The organism is Shinella sp. WSD5-1 (assembly GCF_963942435.1).
In the GTDB taxonomy this organism is placed as follows: Bacteria; Pseudomonadota; Alphaproteobacteria; order Rhizobiales; family Rhizobiaceae; genus Shinella; species Shinella yambaruensis.
Map to the genome: position 1 here is coordinate 153,789 of NZ_OZ012598.1, position 25,126 is coordinate 178,914.

Consider the following 25,126-nt stretch of genomic DNA (forward strand, 5'->3'; position numbering starts at 1 on the left):
CGCTTCCGGTGCTCACGTACGTTCAGTACGCTGCGCTCCGGGTCGCGGAAAACCACCATTTTCGCCACGGCCCGAACTGAATGTCGATCGGTCCTGGGCGCCTTCCAGCGCGCGGGCGATTTCCGTGATGACCGTGAAGGCGGTGTCCGCGTCGCCGCGGGTCATCTCGAACTGGCCGGCCTGGAAGCGGATGGCGATGCGGCCGTCGACGCGGGTCTGTGTCAGGTAGATGCGGCCGTCGTCGTTGATGGCGTTGACGAGGGCGATATTGTGCCGGTCGGCCTCCGTGCCGCCCTTGTGGCGGAAGGAGAAGAGCGAGAGCACCGGCTCGCTGACGATCTCGAAATCCGGCTCGCCGGCAAGACGCTCCGCCAGTTCCCTCGACCAGGCGACATGATTGCGGATCATCGTGCGCAGCCCTTCGAGGCCATGATAGCGCAGCAGGAACCACAGCTTCAGTGCGCGGAAGCGGCGGCCCAGCGGCACGGACCATTCGGAATAGTTGATGATGCCGTCATGGCCGTGCGTCTTCAGGTATTCCGGCTGGATGGCCAGCGTGCGGACCTGGTCTTCCGGGCTGCGGATGAACTGTACCGAGCAGTCGAAATTGGCGCCGAGCCATTTGTGCGGGTTGAAGACGATGGAATCGGCCGCCTCGACGCCATCCCAGAGCTCGCGGAATTCGGGGCAGATCATGGCCGAGCCCGCCCAGGCGGCATCGACATGCAGGTAGAGGCCATGCGCCTTGGCCACTGCCGCCACAGCGCGGATCGGGTCGCAGGCGCCGATGGAGGTGCCGCCGGTGCAGGCGATGACGCCGGCCGGGATATGGCCGGCGGCACGGTCCGCGCGGATCGCGGCATCGAGTGCCTTGGGGTCCATGCCGTTGAGGGGGCCTTTGATCGGGATGCGCACGAGGTTCGCTTCGCCGATGCCGGCAATCCAGATCGCCCGGTCGATGGAGGTGTGCACCTGCTTCGACGCATAGACGCGTACCGCCCCGTGCGCCGCCAGCCCCTCGCTGTTGCCTTTCCAGCCGAGCGCCTTCTCGCGCATGACCAGCACTGCGGCGAGCGTCGCGGTGGAGGCGGAATCCTGGATGACGCCGGAAAAGCCTTCCGGCAGGCCGAGCGCCTGGCGCAGCCAGTCGACCACCCGCGTCTCAAGCTCGGTGGCGGCCGGCGAGGTCTGCCAGAGCATGCACTGGGCGGCGACGGAGGTGACGAGATAGTCGGCAATCACCGAAATGGGCGCGGCATTGGCCGGGAAATAGGCGAAGAAGCGCGGATGCTGCCAATGGGTGAGGCCATCGGGAATGATGCGCTCGAAATCGGCGAAGATCGCCTCCATCGCCTCGCCGTCTTCCGGGGCTGCACTGGCGATCTGCCGGGCGATGTCGCCCGGCTTCGTCTGCGCCCGCACCGGCCGGTCGCGCAGGCCCGCGCGGTAGTCGGCGCCCCAGTCGGCGGCCGTTCGCGACCACTTGCGGAATTCTTCGCTGTCCATCTCTTGCTCCTGTCTGGCGCTACGCAGTTCTCGGTGTTCGTCCGTCGATTTGCAAGGCCCGTGAAGGGTCCTGCAATCCGAGCTTGCCGTGCGCGGTTTCCGCAGGGTATCCGCACGAATATATTTAACGCGTTAATAATTTTTGGTGCCTGTCAAGCCCGCGAAGGGGCATTTGTCGATGCGGCTGCGAGCGCCGTGGTTGCGATGGGGAAACTCATCTCTGGTTCAATATATGAACCGACACTTCAAATATAGACTTGCAAACGGCTGCGCTTCCTGCCAAGTTAATTCGCATGTTAAGTATATTGGCCGCGACTCCCGAAGGCTGCTGCGGGCGGAGCCGGACTTAGCGGGAGGAGAACGGAAATGCACGTCGACGACACGGCCCGGATGCTGCGGGGGTCTTTGTCCACACCGGATATCGAGATGGAGCTGACGCAGGCCGTGCCGGCCCGCTATCCTCCGGCGGGAGACCGTCTTGGCAGCGAGACGGCATGCCACGTCTTGCGCCGGCCGGATGCGCCTTCGGGGCAGGTCGGGCGATTTGTTCCGCTGCTCGTATCGAGGAGGAATGGTCGATGAGCGCGAACGGCCGTCCGCCCCATATTCTGGTGATCGGCACCGGCGATACCAAGAGCGAGGAGCTCCTGTTCATGGCCGATGTCATCGGCAAGGCCGGAGGCGTTCCCGTCCTGGTCGATGTCAGCGTGCTCGGCGACCCGCCCTATGTGCCGGACCATTCCAAGCACGACATCGCCGCCGCGGCCGGCACCACCATGGAGGCGATCACCGGCAGTGGCGACGAGAACACCGCCATGGCGCTGATGGCAAAGGGCGCCGCGGCGCTGGTGCGCCGGCTTTCGGAGGCGGGGGAGGTGGACGGCATGATCGCGCTCGGCGGCTCGCTCGGCACGGACCTCGCCCTCGACGTCGCCGCCGTGCTGCCGCTCGGCGTACCGAAGTTCATCGTCTCCACCATCGCCTATTCCCATCTGCTGCCGCCGGAGCGCATCGCGCCCGACCTGATGATGATCCTGTGGGCCGGCGGGCTCTACGGCCTCAACCCGATCTGCCGGGCGGTGCTGTCGCAGGCTTCGGGCGCGGTCGTGGGCGCAGCCAAGGCCGGCGAGCGGCCCGGCCGCCAGCGCCCGCTGGTCGGCATGACCTCGCTCGGCTCCTCCTGCCTCAGCTACATGAAGCTGCTCAAGCCGGAGCTGGAGCGGCGCGGCTATGATGTCGCCGTGTTCCATTCCACCGGCATGGGCGGGCGCGCCTATGAGGCGGTGGCGGCGCAGCGGGGCTTTGCCGCCGTCTTCGATTTCTGCATCCAGGAGGTGACCAATGCGCAGAACGGCTCTGTCGCCGTCTCCGGGCCGGACCGTTTGGAAAATGCCGGCCGCGCCGGCATTCCGCAGATCGTCGCGCCCGGCGCGGTCGACATGGTGGACATGCCCGCCTGGCAGGAGACGCCGGACCGCTTCGCCGGCCGGCCCTATCATGCGCACAACCGGCTGATCGCCTCCGTCACCGTTTCGCCCGACGAGCGTCGCGCGGTCGCCCGCGTCGTCGCCGCCAAGCTGGAGGGGGCGAGCGCCCCCGTCGCCTTCCTGCTGCCGACGAAGGGCATCCAGGAATGGGACCGGGAGGGCGAGCCGCTGCACGAACCGGACGCGCTGGAGGCCTTCCTCGACGAGATGCGCCGGGCCGTGCCGGCCTCCGTCGCCTTCGAGGAGGTCGACGCGCATATCAACGCCCCGGACTTTGCCGCAAGAGCGCTGGAAATCTTCGACCGCTGGGTGGCCGAAGGCATCGTCGAGAAGGGACAGGCGGCATGACAGACGCCAGGCGGGCATTGATCCTCGATTTCGGCGGCGTCGTCACCCGCACGCTGTTCGAAACGCATGACATCACCGAGCGGGCGCTCGGCCTGCCGGCAGGCACGCTAACCTGGCGTGGTCCCTTCGACCCGGCCAGCGATCCGCTCTGGCAGTCGATGCAAGCGCGAGAAATCACCGAGCGCGACTACTGGATGACGCGCACGCGGGAGGTCGGCGCGCTGCTCGGCGAGGACTGGACGGACATGAAGACCTTCGTGCAGCGGGCGCGCGGGGCCGATCCCGAACTCGTTTTGCGCCCCGAGGCGCGCGATGCGATCCTGAAAGCCAGGACGGCCGGGCTGAAGCTCGCCATCCTCTCCAACGAGCTCGACCTCTTCTACGGCGAGAGCTTCCGCAGGCGCTTCCCGCTGATCGACCTTTTCGACGTCATCGTCGATGCGACATACACGAAGATCCTGAAGCCCGATCCGCGCGCCTATCAACAGGTGCTGGCGGAACTCGCTCTCAGCCGTGCCGACTGCGTCTTCGTCGACGACCAGAAGAAGAACATCGAGGGCGCGGCGGCCTTCGGCCTTCCCCATGTGCATTTCGACGTGACGCGGCCTGCCGAAAGTTATGCGCAGGCGCTGAACATGCTTGGACTTTGAAAGGATATCCCATGCGCGATTCCAACTTCCTGATCGAGAACAATGCCCGTCATCTCTGGCATCCCATGGCGCATCCGGCGGAAATGCAGGCCAAGCCCCCACGCATCATCAATGCGGGCGAGGGCGTTTCGGTGGTGGATATCCATGGCAAGACGGTGCTGGATGCCGTCGGCGGCCTGTGGAACGTCAATCTCGGTTATTCCTGCGAGCCGGTGAAGAAGGCGATCCGCGACCAGCTCGACGAGCTGCCCTATTATTCCACCTTCCGCGGCACCACCAATTCGCCGCTGATCGAACTGTCCTATGAACTGGCGGCGTTCTTCAGGGAGGACGGGCTCACCCGGGCCTTCTTCACCTCGGGCGGCTCGGATTCCGTCGAGACGGCGCTGCGGCTCGCCCGCCAGTTCCACAAGATCAACGGCCAGCCGGAGCGCACCAAGTTCGTGGCGCTGAAGAAGGGCTATCACGGCACGCATTTCGGCGGCGCCTCGGTCAATGGCAATGCCAATTTCCGCCGCAACTACGAGCCGCTGCTGCCCGGCGTCTTCCACCTTGCCGCGCCCTATCCCTATCGCAACCCCTTCAACACGGCCGATCCGGTGGAGATCGCCCAGGCGATCGCCCGCCAGTTCGAGGACGAGATCGCCTTCCAGGGCGCCGACACCATCGCCGCCTTCATCATGGAGCCGGTGCTTGGCGCCGGCGGCGTCATCGTGCCGCACGAGACCTTCATGCCGCTGATGCGTGCGATCTGCGACAGGCACGGCATCCTCCTCATCGCCGACGAGGTCATCACCGCCTTCGGCCGCACCGGGGCCTGGACCGGTTCGCGCGGCTTTGGCGTCAAGCCCGACATGATGACCACCGCCAAGGCGATCACCAACGGCTACTTCCCCTTCGGCGCGGTGATGATCGCGGACAAGGTTGCTGATGCCTTCGAAGCCAACAGGGATTCCTTCGGCGCCATCGGCCACGGCTATACCTATTCCGGCCATCCGGTCGGCGCGGCGGCGGCGCTGGCGACGCTGAAGGAAACCGCCCGGATCGACACAGCCGTCAATGCCGCCGCACGCGGCGCCGAGCTGATCGCCGGGCTGGAAGGCCTGAAGGCGAAGCACGACCTGGTCGGCGACGTGCGCGGGAAGGGGCTGATGGCCGCGCTGGAGCTCGTCTCCGACCGCCGGACGAAGAGCGCGGCCGCCAAGGACGTGGTGCAGAAGGTCTATGATGCCGCCTATGACGAGGGCGTGATGGTCCGCACGTCGGGCGCCAATGTCATCATCTCGCCGCCGCTCGTCATCACGGCGGCCGATGTGCAGAAGATCGTCTCGGCGCTGGATGCGGGGCTGTCGGCAGCACGAGGGGTGTCGCCATGACCGATGTGCAGGCCCTGCGCGCCCGCCGCGAGCGGCTGCTCGGCCGCAACATGTCGCTCTTCTACGATGACCCGGTGCATCTGGTGAGGGGCGAGGGCGTCTGGCTGTGGGATGCGGACGGGCGACGGTATCTCGACTGCTACAACAATGTGCCGCATGTCGGCCATTGCCATCCGCGGGTGGTCGAGGCGATCTGCCGGCAGGCGTCGATGCTCAACACCCATACACGCTACCTGCACGAGGGCATTCTCGACTATGTCGAGCGGCTGACGGCGACCTTCGACAGGAGCCTCGACACGGCGATCCTCACCTGCACCGGCAGCGAGGCCAACGACGTGGCCCTGCGCATGGCACAGGCGGTGACCGGCCGGACGGGCGTCATCGCCACCGACTTCACCTATCACGGCAACACGACGGCGGTCTCGCAGCTCTCGACGCGCATGCCGCCGGTCGGCGGCTACGGCGGGCATGTGCGTCATGTGCCGGCGCCGGATGCCTATCGTCCGCTTGGCGGAGAGGGCGGAGAGGCCTTCGCCGAGGCCTGGGCCGCCACGGTGGAGGCGGCGATCGCCGCGCTGCAGGAAAGCCCCTTCGGCTTCTCCGCGCTGATCATCGACCCCTTCTTCGCCAATGAGGGGTTTCCGGACCTGCCGGCGGATTTCCTCGCGCCCGCCGTCGCTGCTGTCAGGAAGGCCGGCGGCCTTGTAATCTGCGACGAGGTTCAGCCCGGTTTCGGCCGCACCGGCACGCATTTCTGGGGCCATCAGAAGGCCGGCATCCTTCCCGATATCGTCACCCTTGGCAAGCCGATGGGCAACGGCCATCCGGTCGGCGGTGTCGTGGCGGCATCCGAAACGCTGAATGCCTTCCGCAAGGCGTTCCGCTACTTCAACACCTTCGGCGGCAATCCGGTCTCCTGCGCGGCGGCCATGGCCGTTCTCGACGTGCTTGAGGAGGAGAAGCTGCAGGAGAACGCGCTTCATGTCGGCGCCCATGCCCGCGAGGGGCTGCGGAAGCTGGCGGACAAGCATGGGCTGATCGGCAATGTGCGTGGCAGCGGCCTGTTCTTCGGCGCCGAGCTGGTGCTCGACCGGCAGGAAAAGACGCCGGCCTCGGACATCGCCACGCGGGTGATCAACGGCATGCGCGAGCGCGGCGTCCTGATGGGCAAGCTCGGCATCCACCAGAACGCCACAAAGATCCGCCCGCCCATGCCCTTTTCCCGGGAGAATGCCGACCTGATGCTGGCGGTGCTCGACGACGTGCTGAGCGGGCTGTGACGCGATGGACGACATGATCGCAACCCTGACGGCCCGGGCGGCGGGCGCCCTTGCCCATTGGGACCTGCCGGACCAGGTGCCCGAACTCTTGAAATATCGCGAGAACGCGGTCTTCAAGGTTCGCCTGCGCGACGGCCGGCCGGCGGCCTTGCGGCTGCACCGCCCGGCCTATCATTCGCCGGCGGCGCTCGCCTCGGAACTCGTCTTCATGGCGGCGTTGCGCGAAAAGGGCATCGCCGTGCCGCTGCCGATCGCCGCGCCGGACGGCAGCCTGCTTGCCGTCTTGCCGTCTTTGGCGCCGGGCGAACCACACTATGCCGACCTGATCGACTGGATGGAGGGCGAGCCGCTCGGCGATACGGGCGCTCCGCTTCCCCGCGGCGGCCGGGATTTGCCGGCGCTCTTTGGCGCCATCGGCCGGGAGATGGCCCGCCTGCACGATGCGGCCGATGCCTTCGTGCGGCTGGCCGGGTTCGAGCGTCCAGCCTGGGATGTCGAGGGGTTGCTGGGCGAAGCGCCCTTCTGGGGCCGGTTCTGGGATTGCCCGGTCATCACGCCGGTGCAGCGGGATGCCCTGGCGCGCCTGCGCGCCCGCCTCCTGCCGCGGTTTTCGGCGCTGGCGCCGGGGCTGGACTACGGCCTGATCCATGCCGACCTGGTCCGCGAAAATGTCCTCGTGGCGGGAGGCGCCGTCGCCTTCATCGATTTCGACGATTGCGGCTTCGGCTTCCGGCTGTTCGATCTGGCCACCGCGCTGCTGCGCAACCGGCACGAACCCGACTATCCGCGATTGCGTGCGGCCCTGCTGGAGGGATATGCCGCCGTCCGGCCGCAGGCGGAAGCGGAGTTCCGGCACTTGCCGCTGTTCCTGCTGCTGCGCGCGCTCACCTATATCGGCTGGGCGGCGGCGCGGCCGGAGCTTCCGGACAATTCCGCGCGCCTGCAGCGCTATCTTGGCGACATGGAGACGCTTGCGCGGGATCTCGGCCTTTGACGGCAGCCCGTCAGCGCGGATCGGCTTTGCGCACGGCCGTCGGCACAATGCCGAAGCGGCGGCGGAAGGCGGTGGCGAAATTGGCGGCGCTGGTATAGCCGGCGATCGCGCTCGCCTCCTGTACGGTTACGTTTTCCCGGTCGAGGGCGGCAAAGGCGCGCTCCAGCCGGATATTGCGCACATAGTCGAAGACGCTGCGGTTTTCCGCGACGCGGAACAGGCGTTGCAGGCCGCTCGCGCTGATGCCGGCCTCGCGCGCGATCGTTTCCACGCTCAGCGCCTCGGTGGCGCGGGCTGCGATGAAGTCCCGGGCGCGGCCGAGGCAGATCGCGTCCTGCCGGCTCAGCAGCGTGCCGCCCGCCCCGCGCCGGTCGGCCTGCAGCACCGCCGCCATCGTCTCCGCCACGAGCTCGACGGCGCGGCCTTCGAGATAGAGGTCGCGCAGTTCGGGAATGAGCGGCGAGGGGCTGAAGATCTGCCGCACCAGCTCCATCATGCGCGGCGTCAGCGTCCAGCGGTGCTCGCTGAGGTGATCGCGCAGCAGCCGCGCGCCGCCCGTCGTATCCGCCACGGCTTCCAGCGCGTCGCGGTGCAGCCATTCCGGCGTTGCGGAGACCACGAGATGGCGCAGGTGCTGGCCGCCGCGCGAGGCGCGTTCGAAATTTTCCGGGCAGGCATTCATGATCGCCACGCCGCGCACCGCGCTGCGGTCCGCCTGGAAGGCAAAGCGGCGGTCGCCGATCGAAAGATCGACGCTGCCCTCCAGGAAGAAGATGCAGGAAAGCTCCTCCGGCAGGAGCGAGGTGGCCGTGAAGGCCCTCTCCTCGATCGCGTCGCTGACATGCAGGACGAGGCCGCGGCGCAGCTCCCTGTGCAGGAACTTACCCTTCATCAGCGTGTCGTCGGGCGAAAGCCGGTCGTCGGGGCTGTCGAAGGCGATGCCCTCATGGCGCAGGAAATCGCGCACGCGCACGCGGCCCCCCTTGCCCTCGTTTCCGGCGTTGCCAGGTGCGGCCGCCATCCCCTGTCCTTCACTGTTCCGGTCACCGGCATTGCGCAGGATGACCCGTGATTGGTGATCGAATTCCGGCACCGCGCGGAGATTTGCCGGTGCGCAAAGGCATCTGCGCGGTGCGCAAAGGTGCCGACATTGTCCGTCGTGCAAGTGTTGCCCTAGAGATAGCTTAACTTGATTTACAAGGTCAAGTTTAGGAAAAGGCTATCGGACGGTGGGACCGCGATCATGAGATTGGCAGAAGAGACGGTGATGGGAGCAACGGAGAGGGCGGGGCGCGCGATCTGGCGCAGGCGCCTGTGGCTGGCCGCGACCGTGGCGCTGGCGGGGCTTGCCGGCCCGGCACAGGCGCAGGAGGCCGGCGCGACGGCGCTCCAGACGATCACCGTCGAGGGCGGCGAGGACAACCCGAAGGGGCCGGACCAGGGCCTCGTCGCAAAGCGCAGCCTCAGTGCTTCCAAGACGGACACGTCCCTGCTCGAAACACCGCAGGCGGTCAGCGTCGTCACGCGCGACCAGATGGATGCGCAGGGTGTGAACACGGTCGCCGAGGCGCTGCGCTATACGCCGGGCGTGCATCCGGATCCGAACGGCTACGACATCCGCTACGACTGGCTCTATATCCGCGGCTTCAACGCCTATGGCACGATGTGGCTCGACGGGCTCATTCTGCCGGGCGACCCGAGCAACTATGCGACGCCGAGCGTCAATGCCTTCGCGCTGGAACGCATCGACGTCATCAAGGGGCCGGCCTCCGTGCTCTACGGCAGCACCGTGCCGGGCGGCCTCATCAACCAGGTGAGCAAGCGCCCGCAGGCGACGGCGCACAACGAGGTGGGCCTCCAGACCTCCTCGCATGGCGGCGTGCAGGCGACGCTCGACATGACCGGCCCCCTGACCGAGGACGGCGACTGGCTCTACCGCCTCGTCGCGCTCGGCAAGAACATGGGCAGCCAGGTCGACCGGGAACGGGAGAAGCAGCTGATGATGGCGCCGAGCCTCACCTGGTCGCCCACCGACCAGACCACGCTCACGCTCTATGGCTACTACCAGAAGGACCGCCCGACCTTCAGCCCGCGCTTCTACCCCGCCGTCGGCACGCTGATCGACAATCCGACCGCACGCGTGCCGCGCGATATCTATCTCGGCGATCCCAATGCGGATGTCTTCGACCGGGATTTCTATGCCCTCGGCTATGAATTCGAGCATGAGTTCAACGAGACCTTCACGGTGCGGCAGAACCTGCGCTACAGCCGCTCCGACCAGAACATGTTCCTCGTCCTCGTCAACCCGGCCTTTGCCTGGCAGCCGGACGGGCACACGCTCAACCGCGCCTCGGCGATTTCCGACGACTGGGTCTCGGCCTTCAATGTCGACACGCAGCTCGAAGCCCGCTTCGACACGGGCGCGCTCGACCACACGATGCTCTTCGGCCTCGATTACCTGAAGGCGACGTCCTCCACCAATTTTGGCAATGCCATCGCCGGCGTGCCGCCGCTCGACCTCTTCGACCCGCGCTACGGCGAGGTGGACATCCCCGTGCCGGCCATCCAGCGCTCTGGCCTGCAGGAGCAGCAGCAGATCGGTTTCTACATGCAGGACCAGATCCGCTACGACAACTGGGTGGGCACCTTCGGCCTGCGCTACGACCTGTCCGAGATCGACAGCACGAACCGCCTTGCCGGCACGCCGACCGTGACGACACGGGACCGGGAGCTGACCTGGCGCGCGGGCCTCACCTATCTCTTCGACAACGGTCTTGCGCCCTATGCCAGCTACGCCACTTCGTTCCTGCCGACGCTCGGCACGGACCGGGACGGCAATCCCTTCCGGGCGCAGACGGCCGAGCAGTATGAGATCGGCCTGAAATACGAGCCCCCGGGCGGCCGCGGCATGATCACCGCCTCGCTCTTCGACCTGACGCTCGACAATGCCCTGACGCCGGATCCGGCCGATATCCTGTTCGACGTGCAATCGGGCCGGCAGTGGGTGCGGGGTCTGGAGATCGAGGGCAAGTACGAGCTGACGCCGGAGCTCGACCTTCTCGCCGCCTATGCCTATTCCCATTCGGAAGTGCTGAAGTCCAACAATCCCGTCGAGCTCGGCCGTGAGGTGCTGCGCCTGCCCGAGCATCAGGGCAGCGTCTGGCTCAGCTATCGGCCGGCCTTCGCCGACGGGCTGACGCTCACCGGGGGCGTGCGGGCCATGTCCTCCTACCAGACGGACAGCACCTACAAGGCGGAGCTGCGCATTCCCGGCCGGGCGCTTGTCGATATCGGCGCGGAATACGATTTCGGCGCCATCGACAAGGACTTTTCCGGCACGAAGCTTCGGGTCAACGTCACCAACCTGTTCGACAAGGAGTATGTCTCCCATTGCCTCAACAGCACCGGCGGAAGCTGCAACTACGGCGCGGGCCGCGCCATCACCGCGAGCCTGAAATATTCGTGGTGAGCGCTTCGCATCGAACCCGGACGAGCGGAGGGGGCGCCGGCTTGCCGGCGGCCCTCTGTCGGCTGTCGCTCCTGTTGCTGCTGGCGTTTCCGGCATTCGCCTTGCCGGCGCGGGCCGAGATCCTGCTGTCGGATGCCGCCGGGCGCAGCGTGCGCCTTGCGGAGCCGGCGCGCCGCATCGTCACGAACGAAAGCCTGCTGCTCCTCTCGCTCGCCCTTGTCGATCCCGATCCCGTCGCGCGCATCGCCGGCTGGGCCGCGCCGCAGCGCATCGATCGCGGCATGTACGAGGCCTATCGCCGGCGCTTCCCGGCCATCGACGCCATCCCCACCGTCGGCGCCGTGCTGCCGGGGAAGACCTCTGTCGAGGCGATCCTTTCGGTCAAGCCGGACCTTTTCGTCGTCTCCATCTGGGAGAGCGGCTGGACGGAGGCGGCCGCGATGCTGGAGGCAGCGGGCGTGCCCGTCCTCTTCCTCGACGGGCCTGTCAATGACGGCAAGGGACCGGCGGAAACGACCGCCTTCTCCGTCACGCTGCTTGCCGCCGCCATTGGCCAGGAGGCGAAGGGCAGGGCGTTCGGCGATTTCCTGCGCGAACGCTACCGGCGCATCACGGAGCGCACGGCGAGGGCGAAACCGGTTTCCGTGCTGGTCGATGCCCATGCGGGGGCTACGTGCTGCTCGACGCCCGGAAAGGGCAACCGCATGACGGACTATCTGCGGCTTGCGGGCGGCGAGAGCATAGGCGCGGATGTGCCGGGCTATGACGGCCAGCTCAGCCCGGAATTCGTGCTCGGCGCGGATCCCACGGTCTATATCGCGACCGGCGGCCCGCATCTTGCCGCCCAGGGCGGCCTCGTGCTCGGCGGCGATGTCGATGCCGAAAGCGCGCGAAAATCCTTCGCGGGCATTCTTGGCAAGGGCCTGCGCGACGGGCTGACGGCGGTGCAGCAGGGCCGGGCGCATGCGGTGTCGCACCAGCTGTCGATCTCGGTTCTCAACATCCTCGTCTTCGAGTGTTTCGCGAAGTGGATGCACCCCGATCTCTTCGCGGATGTCGATCCCGCCAAGACGCTCGCCGAGATCAACGACCGTTTCCTGGCGGTGCCGCTGGAGGGCACCTTCTGGATCGACGCGCAATAGGAAATTGACATGCACGCAAGACAGTACACCGCCCGGGCGCGGATCGCCCTGCGCAACCCCGCTCCCGTCATCGCGGAATTCTGCGACCACATGCAGGAGCACAATGCAGAAGTGAGCGAGGGGCCGACCGGCCCGCTGCTTCGGCTCGGGAGCATCCGCGCGCAGTTCTCGCGCGAGGGCGAGGCGACGCTGGTCGATGTCGCCGCGCCGGATCTCGAAGGGCTCTATCTCGCCCGCATGGCCGTCGCCTCGCATATCCTGGAATTTGCCGGCGACGATCCGCCGGCCATCACCTGGACGGGCGATGGCGGGGAGATCGTCCGCCCGCCGAACTTCCAGATACTCAAAGTCGTCGCCTGCCGGACGCTGACGCCGCACATGCGCCGCCTGACGCTGTCCGGCGAAAACGTTGCGCGGTTCGCCGGGCTCGACGCGCTGCACCTCAATCTCATGGTACAGCGGCCGGAGGCGGGCGAACCGCAATGGCCGCATGTCGGCGCGAACGGGGTGATTGCCTGGGAGAAACCCGAGCTGCGTCCGCTGATGCGCAAATATACCGTGCGCTCCGTCGATCTGGCCGCCGGCACGCTCGATATCGATTTCGTGCTCCATGCGGATGCAGGTCCCGGCTCCGGCTTTGCGGCGGCCGCGGCGGTCGGCGACCGGGTCGGCGTGGTCGGTCCCGGCGGCGGCGGCCTCGTTGCGGCCGACTGGTATCTCTTCGCCGGCGACGAGACGGCGCTGCCGGCCATCGCCCGCATGCTGGAAAACCTGCCGGCAGGGGCGCGTGGCCGGGTCTTCATCGAGGTCGAGGATGCCGGCGAGGTTCAGGTCCTCGCGCCGCCGCCGGCGGTCATCGTCGAATGGCTGTTCCGCGATGGCCGGCCGGCGGGCAGCACGAGCCTGCTGATCGATGCCGTGCGGTCCGTGGCATTCCCGATGGATGGCGAGGCCGTCTATGTCTGGGCGGGCTGCGAGTTCGAAGCCTTCCGGGCGATCCGCAGCTTCGCGCGGCAGGAAAGGCGCCTTTCCAACACCGAGCACCTCGTCGTTTCCTACTGGCGTCGCGGGCGCGCGGAAGAGGACTAGAACCGGCCGCAGCGGCATCGCTTCGGTGCCGGACAATCCAGGTAAAACAAGGTTCCGGAGTAGCTCCGGATGCGTGCCGGCAATATCCGGCTTTTGCGTCGTCGATTGCGGTGCGAAAGCCGGGCTTCCATGAATAGCCATGTCTTTGGAATGATGGTCTTCTAATATTTCTCCGGCGTAATATGAATTAATCCTGTATTTTTTGTTCATTTTATACGAAATTCTTCAATTCGTTATATTTATAAAAATATATCGATAATTGATGTTTCACAAGTATATTCATGAGTGAAAGTGGAAAGTTTATTTCACTTTATTTTCATTGGGGCGATGCTAGTATCACGACGATGATTGGTATCGGAGGACGCATACCTTGTCTGACGTCGCCCCGGAACAACTGACGCCACAAACGCCCGGATCACGCCGGCGGCGCGAGCTTATCACGTTCTTCGTCCTTGCTTTCGGCATCTGGCCCATCGTCGCCGTCGGTGTCGTCGGCGGCTACGGCTTCCTCGTCTGGATGTTCCAGATCCTCTATGGGCCGCCCGGTCCGCCGGGCCATTGAGGGGAAGGCCATGACGCAGCAAGTTCTTTCCAGGCGGAATTTCCTGCGCGGCGGAAGGCATGACGCGACCGCCCGCATCCGTCCGCCCGGCATCGCGGAGGACGCCCTTGCCGCCTGCACGGGCTGCGGGTCGTGCGTGGAGCACTGTCCCACCGGCGTGATACGCCTCACTGACGATTTGCCCGTGCTCGATTTTGCGGCGGCGGAATGCACCTTCTGCGGTGCCTGCGCGGAGCACTGTCCCGAGCCGGTGTTCGCCGATGGCGTCGCCGGCCGCTTCGATCATGTCGTCGCCATCGCGTCCTCCTGCCTGCCGTTCCAGGGTGTCGACTGTCAGGCCTGCCGGGACGCCTGTCCGGCGGAGGCGATCCGCTTCCGTCCGGTGCGCGGCGGCCCCTTCGTGCCGCAGCTTGTGGCCGAGGCCTGCACCGGCTGCGGCGCCTGCATTTCCGTCTGTCCGGTCGGCGCGGTCGCCATCGCGCCCCGCAGCGTGGAGGTGGCCTATGCCTGATGGGCGCCGCTATCACATTTCAAGCGCGGTGATCGCCGTCAAGCCGGGCTTCGTGGCGGACGTGCTCGAGGCGCTTGCCGGCTTTGCCAATGTCGAGGTGCACGGCTGCGACAAGGGCAGGATCGTCGTGGTCATCGAGGGGCCGAGCACCGGCGTGCTCGGGGATACACTGATGCGCATCTCCGTCCTCGACGGCGTGATCGCGGCGAACATGGTTTTCGAACATGTCGAATTGGAAGAGGACGAGGTGCATGGGCAGCGAACTGACGCGGCGTGACATCCTGAAGGCCCAGGCGGCGGGCGTCGCGGCGGCGGCGGCGGGCATCGCGCTTCCCGCTGCCGCGCAGCCGGTTCCGGGCGGGGTGAGTGCGCTGGAGATCAAATGGGACAAGGCGCCCTGCCGCTTCTGCGGCACCGGCTGCGGCGTCATGGTGGGCGTCAAGGAAGGCAAGGTCGTCGCCACGCACGGCGACATGCAGGCGGAGGTCAACCGCGGCCTCAACTGCATCAAGGGCTATTTCCTCTCGAAGATCATGTATGGCTCCGACCGCCTGACGGCGCCGCTCCTGCGCAGGCGGAACGGCGTCTATGCCAAGGACGGCGAGTTCGAGCCAGTGACCTGGGAAGAAGCCTTCGACGTGATGGCCGAACAGGCCAAGAAGGTGCTGAAGGAAAAGGGGCCGACCGCCGTCGGCATGTTCGGCTCCGGCCAGTGGACGATCTTCGAGGGCTATGCCGCGACAAAGCTGATGCGCGCCGGCTTCCGCTCGAACAATCTCGACCCGAACGCCCGCCACTGTATGGCGTCCGCAGCCGTCGCCTTCATGCGCACCTTCGGCATGGACGAGCCGATGGGCTGCTACGACGACTTCGAGCATGCCGACGCCTTCGTGCTCTGGGGCTCGAACATGGCGGAGATGCACCCGATCCTGTGGACGCGCATCGCCGACCGGCGGCTCGGCAACGAGCATGTGCGCGTGGCGGTGCTGTCCACCTTCACCCATCGCAGCATGGACCTCGCCGATATCCCGATGGTCTTCAAGCCGGGCACGGACCTGGTGATCCTCAACTACATCGCCAACCACATCATCCAGTCCGGCCGGGTGAACGAGGATTTCGTGCGCAATCACACGAAGTTCGTGCGCGGCGTCACCGATATCGGCTATGGCCTCAGGCCGGACAATCCGGTGGAGGTGAATGCCGCCAATTCCGCCGATCCGGGCAAGACGGAGCCGATGGACTACGAGGCCTTCAAGGCTTTCGTCGCGGAATACACGCTGGAAAAGGCGGTCGAGATGACCGGCGTCGAGGCCGGCTTCCTCAGGCAGCTCGCCGAGCTCTATGCGGATCCCGACCGCAAGGTCATGTCGCTCTGGACCATGGGCTTCAACCAGCATGTGCGCGGCGTCTGGGCGAACCAGATGGTCTATAACCTCCACCTTTTGACGGGAAAGATTTCCGAGCCCGGCAACAGCCCCTTCTCGCTGACCGGCCAGCCTTCGGCCTGCGGCACGGCGCGCGAGGTCGGCACCTTCGCGCACCGCCTGCCCGCCGACATGGTGGTGACGAACCCGGAACACCGCAAGCATGCCGAAGAGATCTGGCGCGTGCCGCATGGCATCATTCCGGAAAAGCCCGGCTATCATGCCGTCCAGCAGGACCGCATGCTTCGCGACGGCAAGCTCAATTTCTACTGGGTGCAGGTCAACAACAACGTCCAGGCCGGCCCGAACACTTCGAACGAGACCTATCAGGGCTACCGCAATCCGGAAAACTTCATCGTCGTGTCGGATGCCTATCCGACGATCACGGCGATGAGCGCCGACCTCATCCTTCCCGCCGCCATGTGGGTGGAGAAGGAGGGCGCCTACGGCAATGCCGAGCGGCGCACCCATGTCTGGCACCAGCTCGTGCAGGCGCCGGGCGAGGCGCGCTCCGATCTCTGGCAGATGGTCGAGTTCTCCAAGCGCTTCACCACGGACGAGGTCTGGCCGGCGGAGCTTCTCGCCGCCAACCCGGACTACAAGGGCAAGACGCTCTATCAAGTGCTCTTCGCCGAGAGCGACGTCGCGAAATTTTCAATCGACGAGGTTAAGCCCGAGCACGCCAACAACGAGGCACAGCATTTCGGCTTCTACATCCAGAAGGGCCTCTTTGAGGAATATGCCGCCTTCGGCCGCGGCCATGGCCACGACCTTGCGCCCTATGACACCTATCACGAGGTGCGCGGCCTGCGCTGGCCGGTGGTCGACGGCAAGGAGACGCTGTGGCGCTATCGCGAAGGGTACGATCCCTATGTGAAACCCGGCGAGGGCGTGAAGTTCTACGGCAACAAGGACGGCAAGGCCGCGATCATCGCCGTGCCGTACGAGCCGCCGGCCGAATCCCCGGATGACGAATACGACATCTGGCTCGTCACGGGCCGCGTGCTGGAGCACTGGCATTCCGGTTCGATGACCATGCGCGTCCCCGAGCTCTACAAGGCTTTCCCCGGCGCCCGCTGCTTCATGAATGCCGACGATGCGCGCAAGCGCGGCCTCAACCAGGGATCGGAGATCCGCATCATATCGCGGCGCGGCGAGATCCGCTCGCGCGTCGAGACGCGCGGGCGCAACCGCATGCCGCCGGGCGTGATCTTCGTGCCGTGGTTCGATGCCAGCCAGCTCATCAACAAGGTCACGCTCGACGCCACCGACCCCATCTCGAAACAGACGGATTTCAAGAAATGCGCAGTCAAGATCGAACCCGTCGCCTGACCCCGAGCCCCGGATGGATTTTCGCCGCGATCGGCGTGGCGGTGCTTGCCACCGGCGCCATGGCACAGATGGTGCCGCAGCTTTCCGGCCCGCAGGGCGACGCGATGCAGACCCTGCCGGCCGATCCCCTGCCGAAATGGGTCATCGACGACATCCGCCGCATGCGCGCCTATCCGGAACAGCCGCCCGTCATCCCGCATTCGATCGACGGCTACCAGCTGTCGGTCAACGCCAACCGCTGTCTTTCCTGCCACAAGCGTGAATTCTCGCAGGATGCCGGCGCGCCCATGATCAGCATCACCCATTACATGACGCGCGAGGGCCAGATGCTCGCCGACGTCTCGCCGCGGCGCTATTTCTGCACCGCCTGCCATGTGCCGCAGGCCGATCACAAGCCGCTCGTCGAGAACACGTTCAAGGACATGAGCGACATGGGCGTCACCAAGGCGGGAAGCGAGTGATGGTGGCGCGCATCAAGGCCGTCCTCGCCTGGGTCTGGACCATTCTGACCACGCCTGCGGCGACCCTCAGCCTCGCCTTCCTGACGCTCGGCGGCTTCGTCGGCGGGGTCATGTTCTGGGGCGCCTTCAACACCGCGCTGGAGCTGACGAACACGGAGAAGTTCTGCACCTCGTGCCATGAGATGCGGGACAACGTCTACCAGGAGCTGACCAACACGGTGCATTTCACCAACCGCTCCGGCGTGCGCGCCTCCTGTCCGGATTGCCATGTGCCGCATGAATGGACCGACAAGATCGCCCGCAAGATGCAGGCCTCGAAGGAGGTCTGGGGCAAGATCTTCGGCACGATCAACACGCGCGAGAAATTCCTCGACCATCGGCTGGAGCTTGCCCAGCATGAATGGGCACGGCTGAAGGCGAACGACAGCCTGGAATGCCGCAACTGCCATTCGGCCGTCGCGATGGACTTCACCAAGCAGACCCAGCGCGCGGCCGATATCCACGCGAAGTTCCTCCTGCCCGGCAAGGCGACCTGCATCGACTGCCACAAGGGCATCGCCCACGAGCTGCCCAACATGGAGGGCGTCGATCCCGGCTGGAAGATGCCGCGCGAACTGGAGGGCGAAGAGCTTCCCGCGGCGTCCAACGGGGCGATCGAGGACCTGCGCAAGGCGGTGGCGAGCGCCCATGGGGCGATGACGTTCTAGTTCCGGGGGCTTGGGCGCTATGGCCGCTTCTGCACCAGCGTATCCGTCAGGCGGCTGCGGCCGACGCGGATGACGGTTTCCATGGCGCGCCGCGCGCCGTCCTCGTCGCGCCGGCGGATTTCCTCGACGATGCGCATGTGGCTTGCGGCGACATCGCCGATCTTGATGTGGTCGGCGGCGGGCGAGGAGAGCTTGAAGATGCCGGCCAGCGCCGCCTCGATGAGGCTGCCCACCGTGCGCATGAAGGGATTGCGCGCCGTATCGATGACGCTGAGGTGGAAACGCAGGTCGGCGAGCGCCAGGGTCTCCGGCGTGTGGGCCGGGTCGCCCATGGCGACGGCGAGCAGCATCATCTGGTTGATGTCGGCCTCGCTGGCGTGACGGGCGGCAAGGGCCGCGGCCTGCGGCTCGAAGCCGAGGCGGATCTCGCTGAGATGAACGAGGAACTGCTCATCCACGCCGACTGCGAAATGCCAGGTGAGGATGTCGCTGTCGAAGAGGTTCCACTGGGTCTTTGCGGTGACGCGCGTGCCGATGCGGGCGCGCGGCACGACCAGCCCCTTGGCCGCCAGCGTCTTCATCGCTTCGCGCAGCACCGTGCGCGAGACGCCGAAGCGGGCTTCGAGATCCGCATCGCCGGGCAGCGTGGCACCCACCGCAAACTCGCCGGCGATGATCGCCCTGCCGAGCTCGCCCACGACCTGCGAGTGGCTGGTGCGGGCCACGGGTCCGTTCATCATCGTTTCGAGCAGGCCCTTCTTGCGCACCGGTCCGTCCTCGCATCGAGCAATTCCAGCAAAGGTGCGAAGCGGTTTTGCGTCCGGAATTGCGTTAAAACAAAAGGCTAGAGCGCTTTCGCGTTCTGAAGAAAAGCGGAAGTGCTCTGGCCGTTGGGGTTTCGGGTACGGGCGAGGGCGGCGGGATGCATGTCAGGCATGCCGCCTCCGCCGGTCCGTCGCGAGGATCAGGCCCTTCTGGAGCAGGATGAAGGCGAAGAGCAGGAGGCCGATCAGGATCTTCGTCCACCAGCTCGACAGCGAGCCGTCGAAAGTGATGTAGGTCTGGATGAGGCCCTGGATGAGGATGCCGACCAGCGTGCCGGCGACGAAGCCGGACCCGCCCGTCAGAAGCGTGCCGCCGATGACGACCGCGGCGATGGCGTCGAGTTCCACCCCGACGGTGGCGAGCGAGTAACCGGCGGAGGTGTAGAGCGAGAAGACGATGCCGGAGAGGCCCGCGAGGAAGCCGGAGAGGGCGTAGATCATCACCGTCGTGCGTCCGATCGGCACGCCCATCAGCCGCGCCGTCGCCGTGCCGCCGCCAAGCGCGTAGATGTTGGCGCCGAAGCGGGTGCGGTGGGCGATCAGGATGCCGGCAGCGAAAACGAGGAGCATCAGGCCACCGATCAGGGTGATGCGTCCGCCGCCGGGCAGCTTGTAATAGACACTCTTCAGCGTGGCGTAGAAGGGATGCTTGATCGGTATGGAATCGATCGACAGCACGAAGGCCATGCCGCGCGCCAGGAACATGCCGGCAAGCGTGACGATGAAGGGCGGCATTTCGAGGTGATGGATGATCGCGCCCATCAAGGCGCCGAAGGCCGTGGTGACGGCAAGCGCCAGCACGAAGGCGGCAAGCGGATGGATCGCGGTCGATTGCAGCAGCACGGCGAGAAGGACGCCGGTGAAGGCGATGACCGCGCCGATGGAAAGATCGATGCCGCCGGACAGGATCACGAAGGTCATGCCGACCGCCGCGATGCCGAGGAAGGCATTGTCCGTCAGGAGGTTGCCGATCACCCGCGTCGACAGCATGTTGGGATACTGCGCGATGCAGACGGCATAGGCGATGAGGAAGATGGCGATCGTGGCGGTGAGGGGGAGATAACGCGGGTTCATTTCGTCTCCTCGCCCGTCTTGCTTGCCGCCTGCGGGCGGGAGAGGAAGACGAAGGCCGACTGCGCGCGCGGCGACTGGATGACGAGGATCAGCACGATGATCGCCGCCTTGATGATCAGGTTGAATTCGGGCGGGAAACCGGACAGCAGGATGCCCGTGTTGATCGACTGGATGATGAGCGCGCCGAGCAGCGAGGCAGCGATGGAAAAACGTCCGCCGAGCAGCGAGGTGCCGCCGACGACGACGGCGAGGATCGCGTCGAGCTCCAGCCAGAGGCCGGCATTGTTGGCATCCGCGCCGCGGATGTCGGCGGCGGCGATGATGCCGGCGAGCGCGGCGCAGAGGCCCGAGAGCACATAGGCGGCGATCAGCAGCACGCCGGTGGAAACGCCCGAGAGCATGGAGGCGCGCCGGTTGACGCCGAGCGCCTCGATGAGCATGCCGAGCGCCGTGCGCCGCACGATAAGCGCCACGGCAAGGCCGAAGACGAGCCAGATGACGACCGGCATGGGCAAGCCGAAGAGCGAACCGCTGCCGAGGAAGATGAGGCCGGCATCGTTGAAGGTGAGGATCGCGCCCTCGGTGATGAGCTGGGCGATGCCGCGGCCGGCGACCATCAGCACCAGCGTGGCGATGATCGGCTGGATATCCAGCACGGCGACGAGGAACCCGTTCCACAGGCCGCACAAGAGGCCGGTGCCGATGGTGACGAGCAGCGTCAGCGCCAGCCCGTAACCCGCCGTGATGCAGGCGGCGGCGACAGCCCCACAGATCGCCATGACGGCGCCGACCGACAGGTCGATGCCTTTGGTGGCGATGACCACGGTCATGCCGATCGCCAGCAGCGCCACCGGCGCGCCGCGGTTGAGGATGTCGATGAGGCTGCCATAGAGCCGGCCGTTCTGCATTTCGAGGCGGAAGAAGCCCGGAAAGGCAATCGACACCATCAGGAGGATGACGGCGAGTGCGGCGACCTGCGGAAAGAGCCTGACGGCATAGGTTTTCAAGGTCGCGTTCATGGATCGACCCTCCCGGCGGAGGCGGCGATCGCCTCGACGATGCCGTCCGTGGTGACCGCGCTGCCAGTGAGTTCGGCGACATGCGCCCGGTCGCGCAGCACGATGACGCGGCTGGAATAGGCGACCAGCTCTTCGAGTTCGGAGGAGATGACGATCAGCGACATGCCTTTCTCGCACAGGGATTCGATGAGGCGGATGATTTCCGCATGCGCGCCGACATCGATGCCGCGCGTCGGCTCGTCGAGGATGAGGAAATCCGGATTGGTGGCGAGCCAGCGGGCGAGGATCGCCTTCTGCTGGTTGCCGCCGGAGAGCAGCTTGATCGGCTTCTCTCGGTCGCTCGTGCGGATGTCGAGCGCCTTTATGTAGTGGTCCGCCAGCCGGTCCTGCTCGCCGCGGCTGATCGGCCGGGCCCAGCCGCGCCGGGCCTGGAGGGCGAGCGCGATGTTCTCGCGCACGGAGAGGTCGCCGACGATGCCATCGACCTTGCGGTCTTCCGGGCAGAAGCCGAATTTCTCGCGGATGGCGGCGCGGGGGGAGGAGAGGTCGAGCGTCCGGCCGTCTCTCTCCGCCGTGCCGCTGTCGGCGCGCTCGGCGCCGAAGAGGATCTCGGCCGTTTCCGTGCGGCCGGAGCCGAGCAGGCCGGCAATGCCGACGACCTCGCCCGTGCCGACATCGAGGTCGAACGGCTGGATATGGCCCTTGCGGCCGAAACCCCGGAAGCTGAAGCGCACGGGGCCGGCCTCGCCCTTCGCGCCATGTTCGCCCGCCACTTCCTGCACCAGTTCGCGGCCGAGCATCATGGCGATCAGGTCGCGGCGCGGCAGATCGGCGGTCTCGCGCGTGCCGACGAGCTGGCCATTGCGCAGCACGGTGATGCGGTCGGAAATCGCGTAGACCTGCTCGAGGAAGTGGGTGATGAACACGATGCCGAGGCCGCGCTCCTTCAGCCGGCGTACGATGCGGAACAGCATCGCCACCTCGTGCGTGTCGAGGCTGGCCGTCGGCTCGTCGAGGATCAGCACCTTGCCCGACAGGTCGACCGCGCGGGCGATGGCGACGACCTGCTGCACGGCGACGGAATAGGCGGCAAGTTCGGCGGTGACGTCGATGTCGAGGTCGTATTCGGCAAGCAGCGCCCTTGCCCGGCGGTTCATCTCGCGGGCGTCGACGAGGCCGAAGCGCTTCGGCTGGCGGCCGAGGAAGAGGTTTTCGGCGACCGTCAGGTTCGAAAGCAGGTTCACTTCCTGGTAGACGGTGCCGATGCCGAGGTTCTGGGCCTCCAGCGTGCTCTGCGGATCGACGTCGGCGCCATCGACGAGGATGCGCCCGCCGTCGCGGCGATAGGCCCCGGTGAGGCACTTGACGAGCGTCGACTTACCCGCGCCGTTTTCGCCGAGCAGGGCATGCACCTCGCCGCGCCGCAGAGAGAAATCGACGCGGTTCAGTGCCTTGGCGCCTGGAAAGATCTTGTCGATCCCCGTCGCCGAAAGAATATAGGAACTGGCAGGCTGCATGGTCCCGACCCGGATGAGGATGGCCGCCCGCAGCCTAGGAGGCGAACGGGCCTGGCGGAGGCCCCGCGCCCGGCCATTGGCCGGACACGGGGCTCCAGGGTGAGATCAGTAGCCGAGGCCCTTCTTCTCCTCGTAGACCTTCGCCGGATCGTCAGCCTGCGTATAGAGCTTCGATTCGGTCTGGATCCACTTCGGCGGCGCCTTGCCGTCCTTGCGGAAGGCGTCGAGGGCGTCGAAGGCGGGGCCTGCCATGTTGGGCGTCAGCTCGACCGTGGCATTGGCTTCGCCGGCAGCCATCGCCTGGAAGATGTCGGGCACGGCGTCGATCGAGACGACGAGGATGTCGGTGCCCGGCTTCAGGCCGGCTTCCTTGATCGCCTGGATGGCGCCGACGGCCATGTCGTCGTTGTGGGCATAGAGCGCGCAGATGTTCTTGCCGCCGTCCTCCGCCTTCAGGAAGCTCTCCATGACTTCCTTGCCCTTGGTGCGGGTGAAGTCGCCTGTCTGGCTGCGGACGATCTTCAGGTTGTCATGGCCGGCGAGCGCTTCCTCGAAGCCCTTCTTGCGGTCGATGGCGGGCGAGGAGCCGGTCGTGCCCTGGAGCTCGACGACGTTGCACGGCTTGCCGGCGACCGTGTCGACCAGCCACTTGCCGGCGACATTGCCCTCGTGCACGAGGTCGGAGGTGACGGCGGTCAGGTAGAGGTCGTCGGGGGCGTCGACCGTGCGGTCGAGCAGGATGACCGGGATTTCCGCATCCTTGGCTTCCTGCAGCACCTCGTCCCAGCCGGTTGCCACGACCGGGGCGACGAGAATGGCGTCGACGCCCTGCGCGATGAAGGAGCGCAGGGCCTTGATCTGGTTTTCCTGCTTCTGCTGCGCATCGGCGAATTTCAGGTCGATGCCGCGCTGTTCGGCCTGCTGCTTGGTGAGCGTCGTCTCGGCGGCGCGCCAGCCGGACTCGGACCCGATCTGCGAAAAGCCGACGGTCAGCTCGGCCGCGGACGCGGCGCTGAACATCGAGGCAGCAAGGATCGTGGCACTCGCGAGTGCGATTTTGAATTTCATGATGTCCTCCCAAAGAAAGCTGCTCCTCAGCAGCGAAGGTAAAACATCATATTGTATTACTATTGTAAACCATCAAATTTGCGGTGCCGGGATTTTCTTTGCGTGGAGGCGGGCAGGGGCGCGAATTGCCGGATGGGTTCTGCAAGCTGTTTCAAGGGCTTGTCGGCGAATGCGAAAGATCGCCTGCCTTGCGGCGGAAACACTGAACACGCGCTGGAACAGGCGCCGCTGCCGTTCGCGAGCCCATGCTGGCGGGCAAGGCGGCGAACAGAAGAACGAGGGGCCGACAGGGATGCCGGCGAAACCGTGGAACGGGCAAGGGTCCCACAGTGGATAGCCGATCGATGATTCGCCCGTGCGATCGAAGCATGCACGCTCTCGGGGCCGGTGCTGCCGAGATATGGCCGGAACCTCGACGACGGCAAAGCGGAGCGCTCTCGTCGAAACAGGGCGAACCATCTGGTCTACAAGCGGGGCAATTGCCTTTGGAATGCAACATTGCCGTTCTTTCCTTCCCCGGGGAAGGGGAAGCAGGCGGGGGGCATTCCCACAGGGGATCGGTTTATAAGGGGCTTCCGGTTTCTTAACGGCCGGCGCCTTCCAGCGTCTCGCTGACGCGCTCCCAGGCCTTTTTCAGGTGGCGTCCCAGAACTTCGGACAGCCGGTCGGCATCGCGCGCCTCCAGCGCGGCGACCATTTCCTCGTGCTCGCCGACCGCGGCCGCCCATTTCTCGGCGCCCTCGTGGCCGACGAAGCGGATGCGCTTCAGCCTGGTCTGCAGCATGCCGTGCACCTCGGCCAGCGCGGCATTGCCGGAAATGGCGACGATTCGCGTGTGGATCGCCTGGTTGAGCTTGTAATATTCTAGGCGGTCGCCCGCCTTGTAATGCCGGACCATGCGGTCGTGCAGGGCGCGGATTTCCGAGATCTCCTCGTCGCGCGCGCTCGCGCAGGCAAGCCTGCCGGCCAGTTCCTCCAGCGTGGCGAGGACCGAAAGCATGTCCTTGACGTCCTTCGCCCCGAAGCGCTTCACGACGGCGCCGCGGCTGGGAACGAGCTCGACCAGGCCTTCGCTCGCCAGATATTTGATGGCCTCGCGCAGGGGGGTGCGCGAAACGCCGAGCATCTGGCCGAGCTGGCCTTCGTTGAGGCGCGTTCCCGGCGACAGGTGCCCCTCGATGATCATGTCGCGCAGGCGGCCGACGAGCGTGTCGTGCAGCGCCGTGCGGCGGATCGGTTCCGGCAGGCTGCTTTCCGGGAGCCCCAAGCTTCTGATCTCATCCATG

23 protein-coding genes are annotated in these 25,126 nt (G+C 66.2%); 15 read left to right on the forward strand and 8 right to left on the reverse strand.

Annotated elements, in window-relative coordinates; all coding sequences use genetic code 11:
* Positions 1-12: 12 nt before the first annotated feature.
* The gene (locus tag AABQ55_RS27515; RefSeq protein WP_272808328.1) at positions 13-1,506 is read right to left on the reverse strand and encodes a pyridoxal phosphate-dependent decarboxylase family protein; all 1,494 of its coding nucleotides are present in this window, start codon (positions 1,504-1,506) and stop codon (positions 13-15) included.
* A gap of 366 nt (positions 1,507-1,872) precedes the next feature.
* Here AABQ55_RS27515 and AABQ55_RS27520 point away from each other — a divergent pair, with 366 nt between their 5' ends.
* From AABQ55_RS27520 to AABQ55_RS27545, 6 genes are read left to right on the forward strand one after another with little or no spacing between them, the layout of a single operon-like run.
* Entirely contained in the window at positions 1,873-2,088 is a 216-nt protein-coding gene (locus AABQ55_RS27520; protein WP_272808327.1) for a hypothetical protein, read from the forward strand.
* The gene (locus AABQ55_RS27525) at positions 2,085-3,341 is read left to right on the forward strand and encodes a Tm-1-like ATP-binding domain-containing protein (RefSeq protein WP_272808326.1); all 1,257 of its coding nucleotides are present in this window, start codon (positions 2,085-2,087) and stop codon (positions 3,339-3,341) included. Before AABQ55_RS27520 ends, AABQ55_RS27525 begins: the two co-directional genes overlap by 4 nt.
* Positions 3,338-3,991, forward strand: a complete 654-nt coding sequence (locus tag AABQ55_RS27530) for an HAD family hydrolase (protein ID WP_272808325.1) — start codon at positions 3,338-3,340, stop codon at positions 3,989-3,991. Before AABQ55_RS27525 ends, AABQ55_RS27530 begins: the two co-directional genes overlap by 4 nt.
* An 11-nt stretch (positions 3,992-4,002) precedes the next feature.
* Complete coding sequence (locus AABQ55_RS27535) at positions 4,003-5,367, forward strand: aspartate aminotransferase family protein (RefSeq protein ID WP_272808324.1); 1,365 nt, start codon at positions 4,003-4,005, stop codon at positions 5,365-5,367.
* Entirely contained in the window at positions 5,364-6,647 is a 1,284-nt protein-coding gene (locus AABQ55_RS27540) for an aspartate aminotransferase family protein (RefSeq protein ID WP_272808323.1), read from the forward strand. Before AABQ55_RS27535 ends, AABQ55_RS27540 begins: the two co-directional genes overlap by 4 nt.
* Positions 6,648-6,651: 4 nt before the next feature.
* Positions 6,652-7,641 (forward strand): phosphotransferase enzyme family protein, encoded by a 990-nt coding sequence (locus tag AABQ55_RS27545; protein ID WP_272808322.1) that lies wholly within the window; start codon positions 6,652-6,654, stop codon positions 7,639-7,641.
* A 10-nt stretch (positions 7,642-7,651) separates the two neighbouring features.
* Here the strand turns inward: AABQ55_RS27545 and AABQ55_RS27550 are convergent, their stop codons facing one another.
* Complete coding sequence (locus tag AABQ55_RS27550) at positions 7,652-8,662, reverse strand: helix-turn-helix transcriptional regulator (RefSeq protein ID WP_244770237.1); 1,011 nt, start codon at positions 8,660-8,662, stop codon at positions 7,652-7,654.
* 222 nt (positions 8,663-8,884) lie between these two features.
* Between AABQ55_RS27550 and AABQ55_RS27555 the strand changes: the two genes are divergently transcribed.
* The 9 genes from AABQ55_RS27555 to AABQ55_RS27595 all read left to right on the forward strand — a co-directional run bounded on the left by AABQ55_RS27555 (position 8,885) and on the right by AABQ55_RS27595 (position 18,338).
* Positions 8,885-11,110, forward strand: coding sequence for a TonB-dependent siderophore receptor (locus AABQ55_RS27555; RefSeq protein WP_272808321.1), 2,226 nt, complete (start codon positions 8,885-8,887; stop codon positions 11,108-11,110).
* Between the two features lie 41 nt (positions 11,111-11,151).
* The gene (locus AABQ55_RS27560; RefSeq protein WP_272808320.1) at positions 11,152-12,252 is read left to right on the forward strand and encodes an ABC transporter substrate-binding protein; all 1,101 of its coding nucleotides are present in this window, start codon (positions 11,152-11,154) and stop codon (positions 12,250-12,252) included.
* A 9-nt stretch (positions 12,253-12,261) separates the two neighbouring features.
* Positions 12,262-13,341 carry a siderophore-interacting protein gene (locus AABQ55_RS27565; RefSeq protein ID WP_272808319.1) on the forward strand — a complete coding sequence of 360 codons (1,080 nt, stop codon included), beginning with the start codon at positions 12,262-12,264 and terminating at the stop codon, positions 13,339-13,341.
* Positions 13,342-13,735: 394 nt separating this feature from the next.
* Entirely contained in the window at positions 13,736-13,903 is a 168-nt protein-coding gene (gene napE, locus AABQ55_RS27570; RefSeq protein ID WP_398432221.1) for a periplasmic nitrate reductase, NapE protein, read from the forward strand.
* A gap of 10 nt (positions 13,904-13,913) precedes the next feature.
* Entirely contained in the window at positions 13,914-14,414 is a 501-nt protein-coding gene (napF, locus tag AABQ55_RS27575) for a ferredoxin-type protein NapF (protein ID WP_272808318.1), read from the forward strand.
* Entirely contained in the window at positions 14,407-14,691 is a 285-nt protein-coding gene (locus AABQ55_RS27580; RefSeq protein WP_272808317.1) for a chaperone NapD, read from the forward strand. Before napF ends, AABQ55_RS27580 begins: the two co-directional genes overlap by 8 nt.
* On the forward strand, positions 14,666-17,170 hold the full coding sequence (gene napA / locus AABQ55_RS27585) for a periplasmic nitrate reductase subunit alpha (protein WP_244770244.1): 2,505 nt from the start codon (positions 14,666-14,668) through the stop codon (positions 17,168-17,170). Before AABQ55_RS27580 ends, napA begins: the two co-directional genes overlap by 26 nt.
* Positions 17,140-17,631: a nitrate reductase cytochrome c-type subunit gene (locus AABQ55_RS27590; RefSeq protein WP_244770245.1), complete on the forward strand. Its 492-nt coding sequence runs from the start codon at positions 17,140-17,142 to the stop codon at positions 17,629-17,631. Before napA ends, AABQ55_RS27590 begins: the two co-directional genes overlap by 31 nt.
* A gap of 2 nt (positions 17,632-17,633) precedes the next feature.
* Entirely contained in the window at positions 17,634-18,338 is a 705-nt protein-coding gene (locus tag AABQ55_RS27595; RefSeq protein WP_272808453.1) for a cytochrome c3 family protein, read from the forward strand.
* A 17-nt stretch (positions 18,339-18,355) separates the two neighbouring features.
* On the opposite strand, the gene AABQ55_RS27600 is transcribed toward AABQ55_RS27595, so the two are convergent.
* The 6 genes from AABQ55_RS27600 to AABQ55_RS27625 all read right to left on the reverse strand — a co-directional run bounded on the left by AABQ55_RS27600 (position 18,356) and on the right by AABQ55_RS27625 (position 25,125).
* On the reverse strand, positions 18,356-19,078 hold the full coding sequence (locus AABQ55_RS27600) for a FadR/GntR family transcriptional regulator (RefSeq protein ID WP_272808452.1): 723 nt from the start codon (positions 19,076-19,078) through the stop codon (positions 18,356-18,358).
* Between the two features lie 189 nt (positions 19,079-19,267).
* Complete coding sequence (yjfF, locus tag AABQ55_RS27605) at positions 19,268-20,236, reverse strand: galactofuranose ABC transporter, permease protein YjfF (RefSeq protein ID WP_244770247.1); 969 nt, start codon at positions 20,234-20,236, stop codon at positions 19,268-19,270.
* Positions 20,233-21,255, reverse strand: a complete 1,023-nt coding sequence (locus AABQ55_RS27610) for an ABC transporter permease (protein WP_272808316.1) — start codon at positions 21,253-21,255, stop codon at positions 20,233-20,235. Before AABQ55_RS27610 ends, yjfF begins: the two co-directional genes overlap by 4 nt.
* A complete protein-coding gene (ytfR, locus tag AABQ55_RS27615) occupies positions 21,252-22,772 on the reverse strand; it encodes a galactofuranose ABC transporter, ATP-binding protein YtfR (RefSeq protein WP_272808315.1) in 1,521 nt (506 codons plus the stop codon). The genes AABQ55_RS27610 and ytfR overlap by 4 nt, the downstream gene beginning before the upstream one ends.
* Before the next feature lie 105 nt (positions 22,773-22,877).
* The gene (ytfQ, locus tag AABQ55_RS27620) at positions 22,878-23,840 is read right to left on the reverse strand and encodes a galactofuranose ABC transporter, galactofuranose-binding protein YtfQ (RefSeq protein ID WP_272808314.1); all 963 of its coding nucleotides are present in this window, start codon (positions 23,838-23,840) and stop codon (positions 22,878-22,880) included.
* Between the two features lie 583 nt (positions 23,841-24,423).
* Entirely contained in the window at positions 24,424-25,125 is a 702-nt protein-coding gene (locus AABQ55_RS27625; protein ID WP_272808313.1) for a GntR family transcriptional regulator, read from the reverse strand.
* Between the last annotated feature and the right edge of the window lies 1 nt (position 25,126).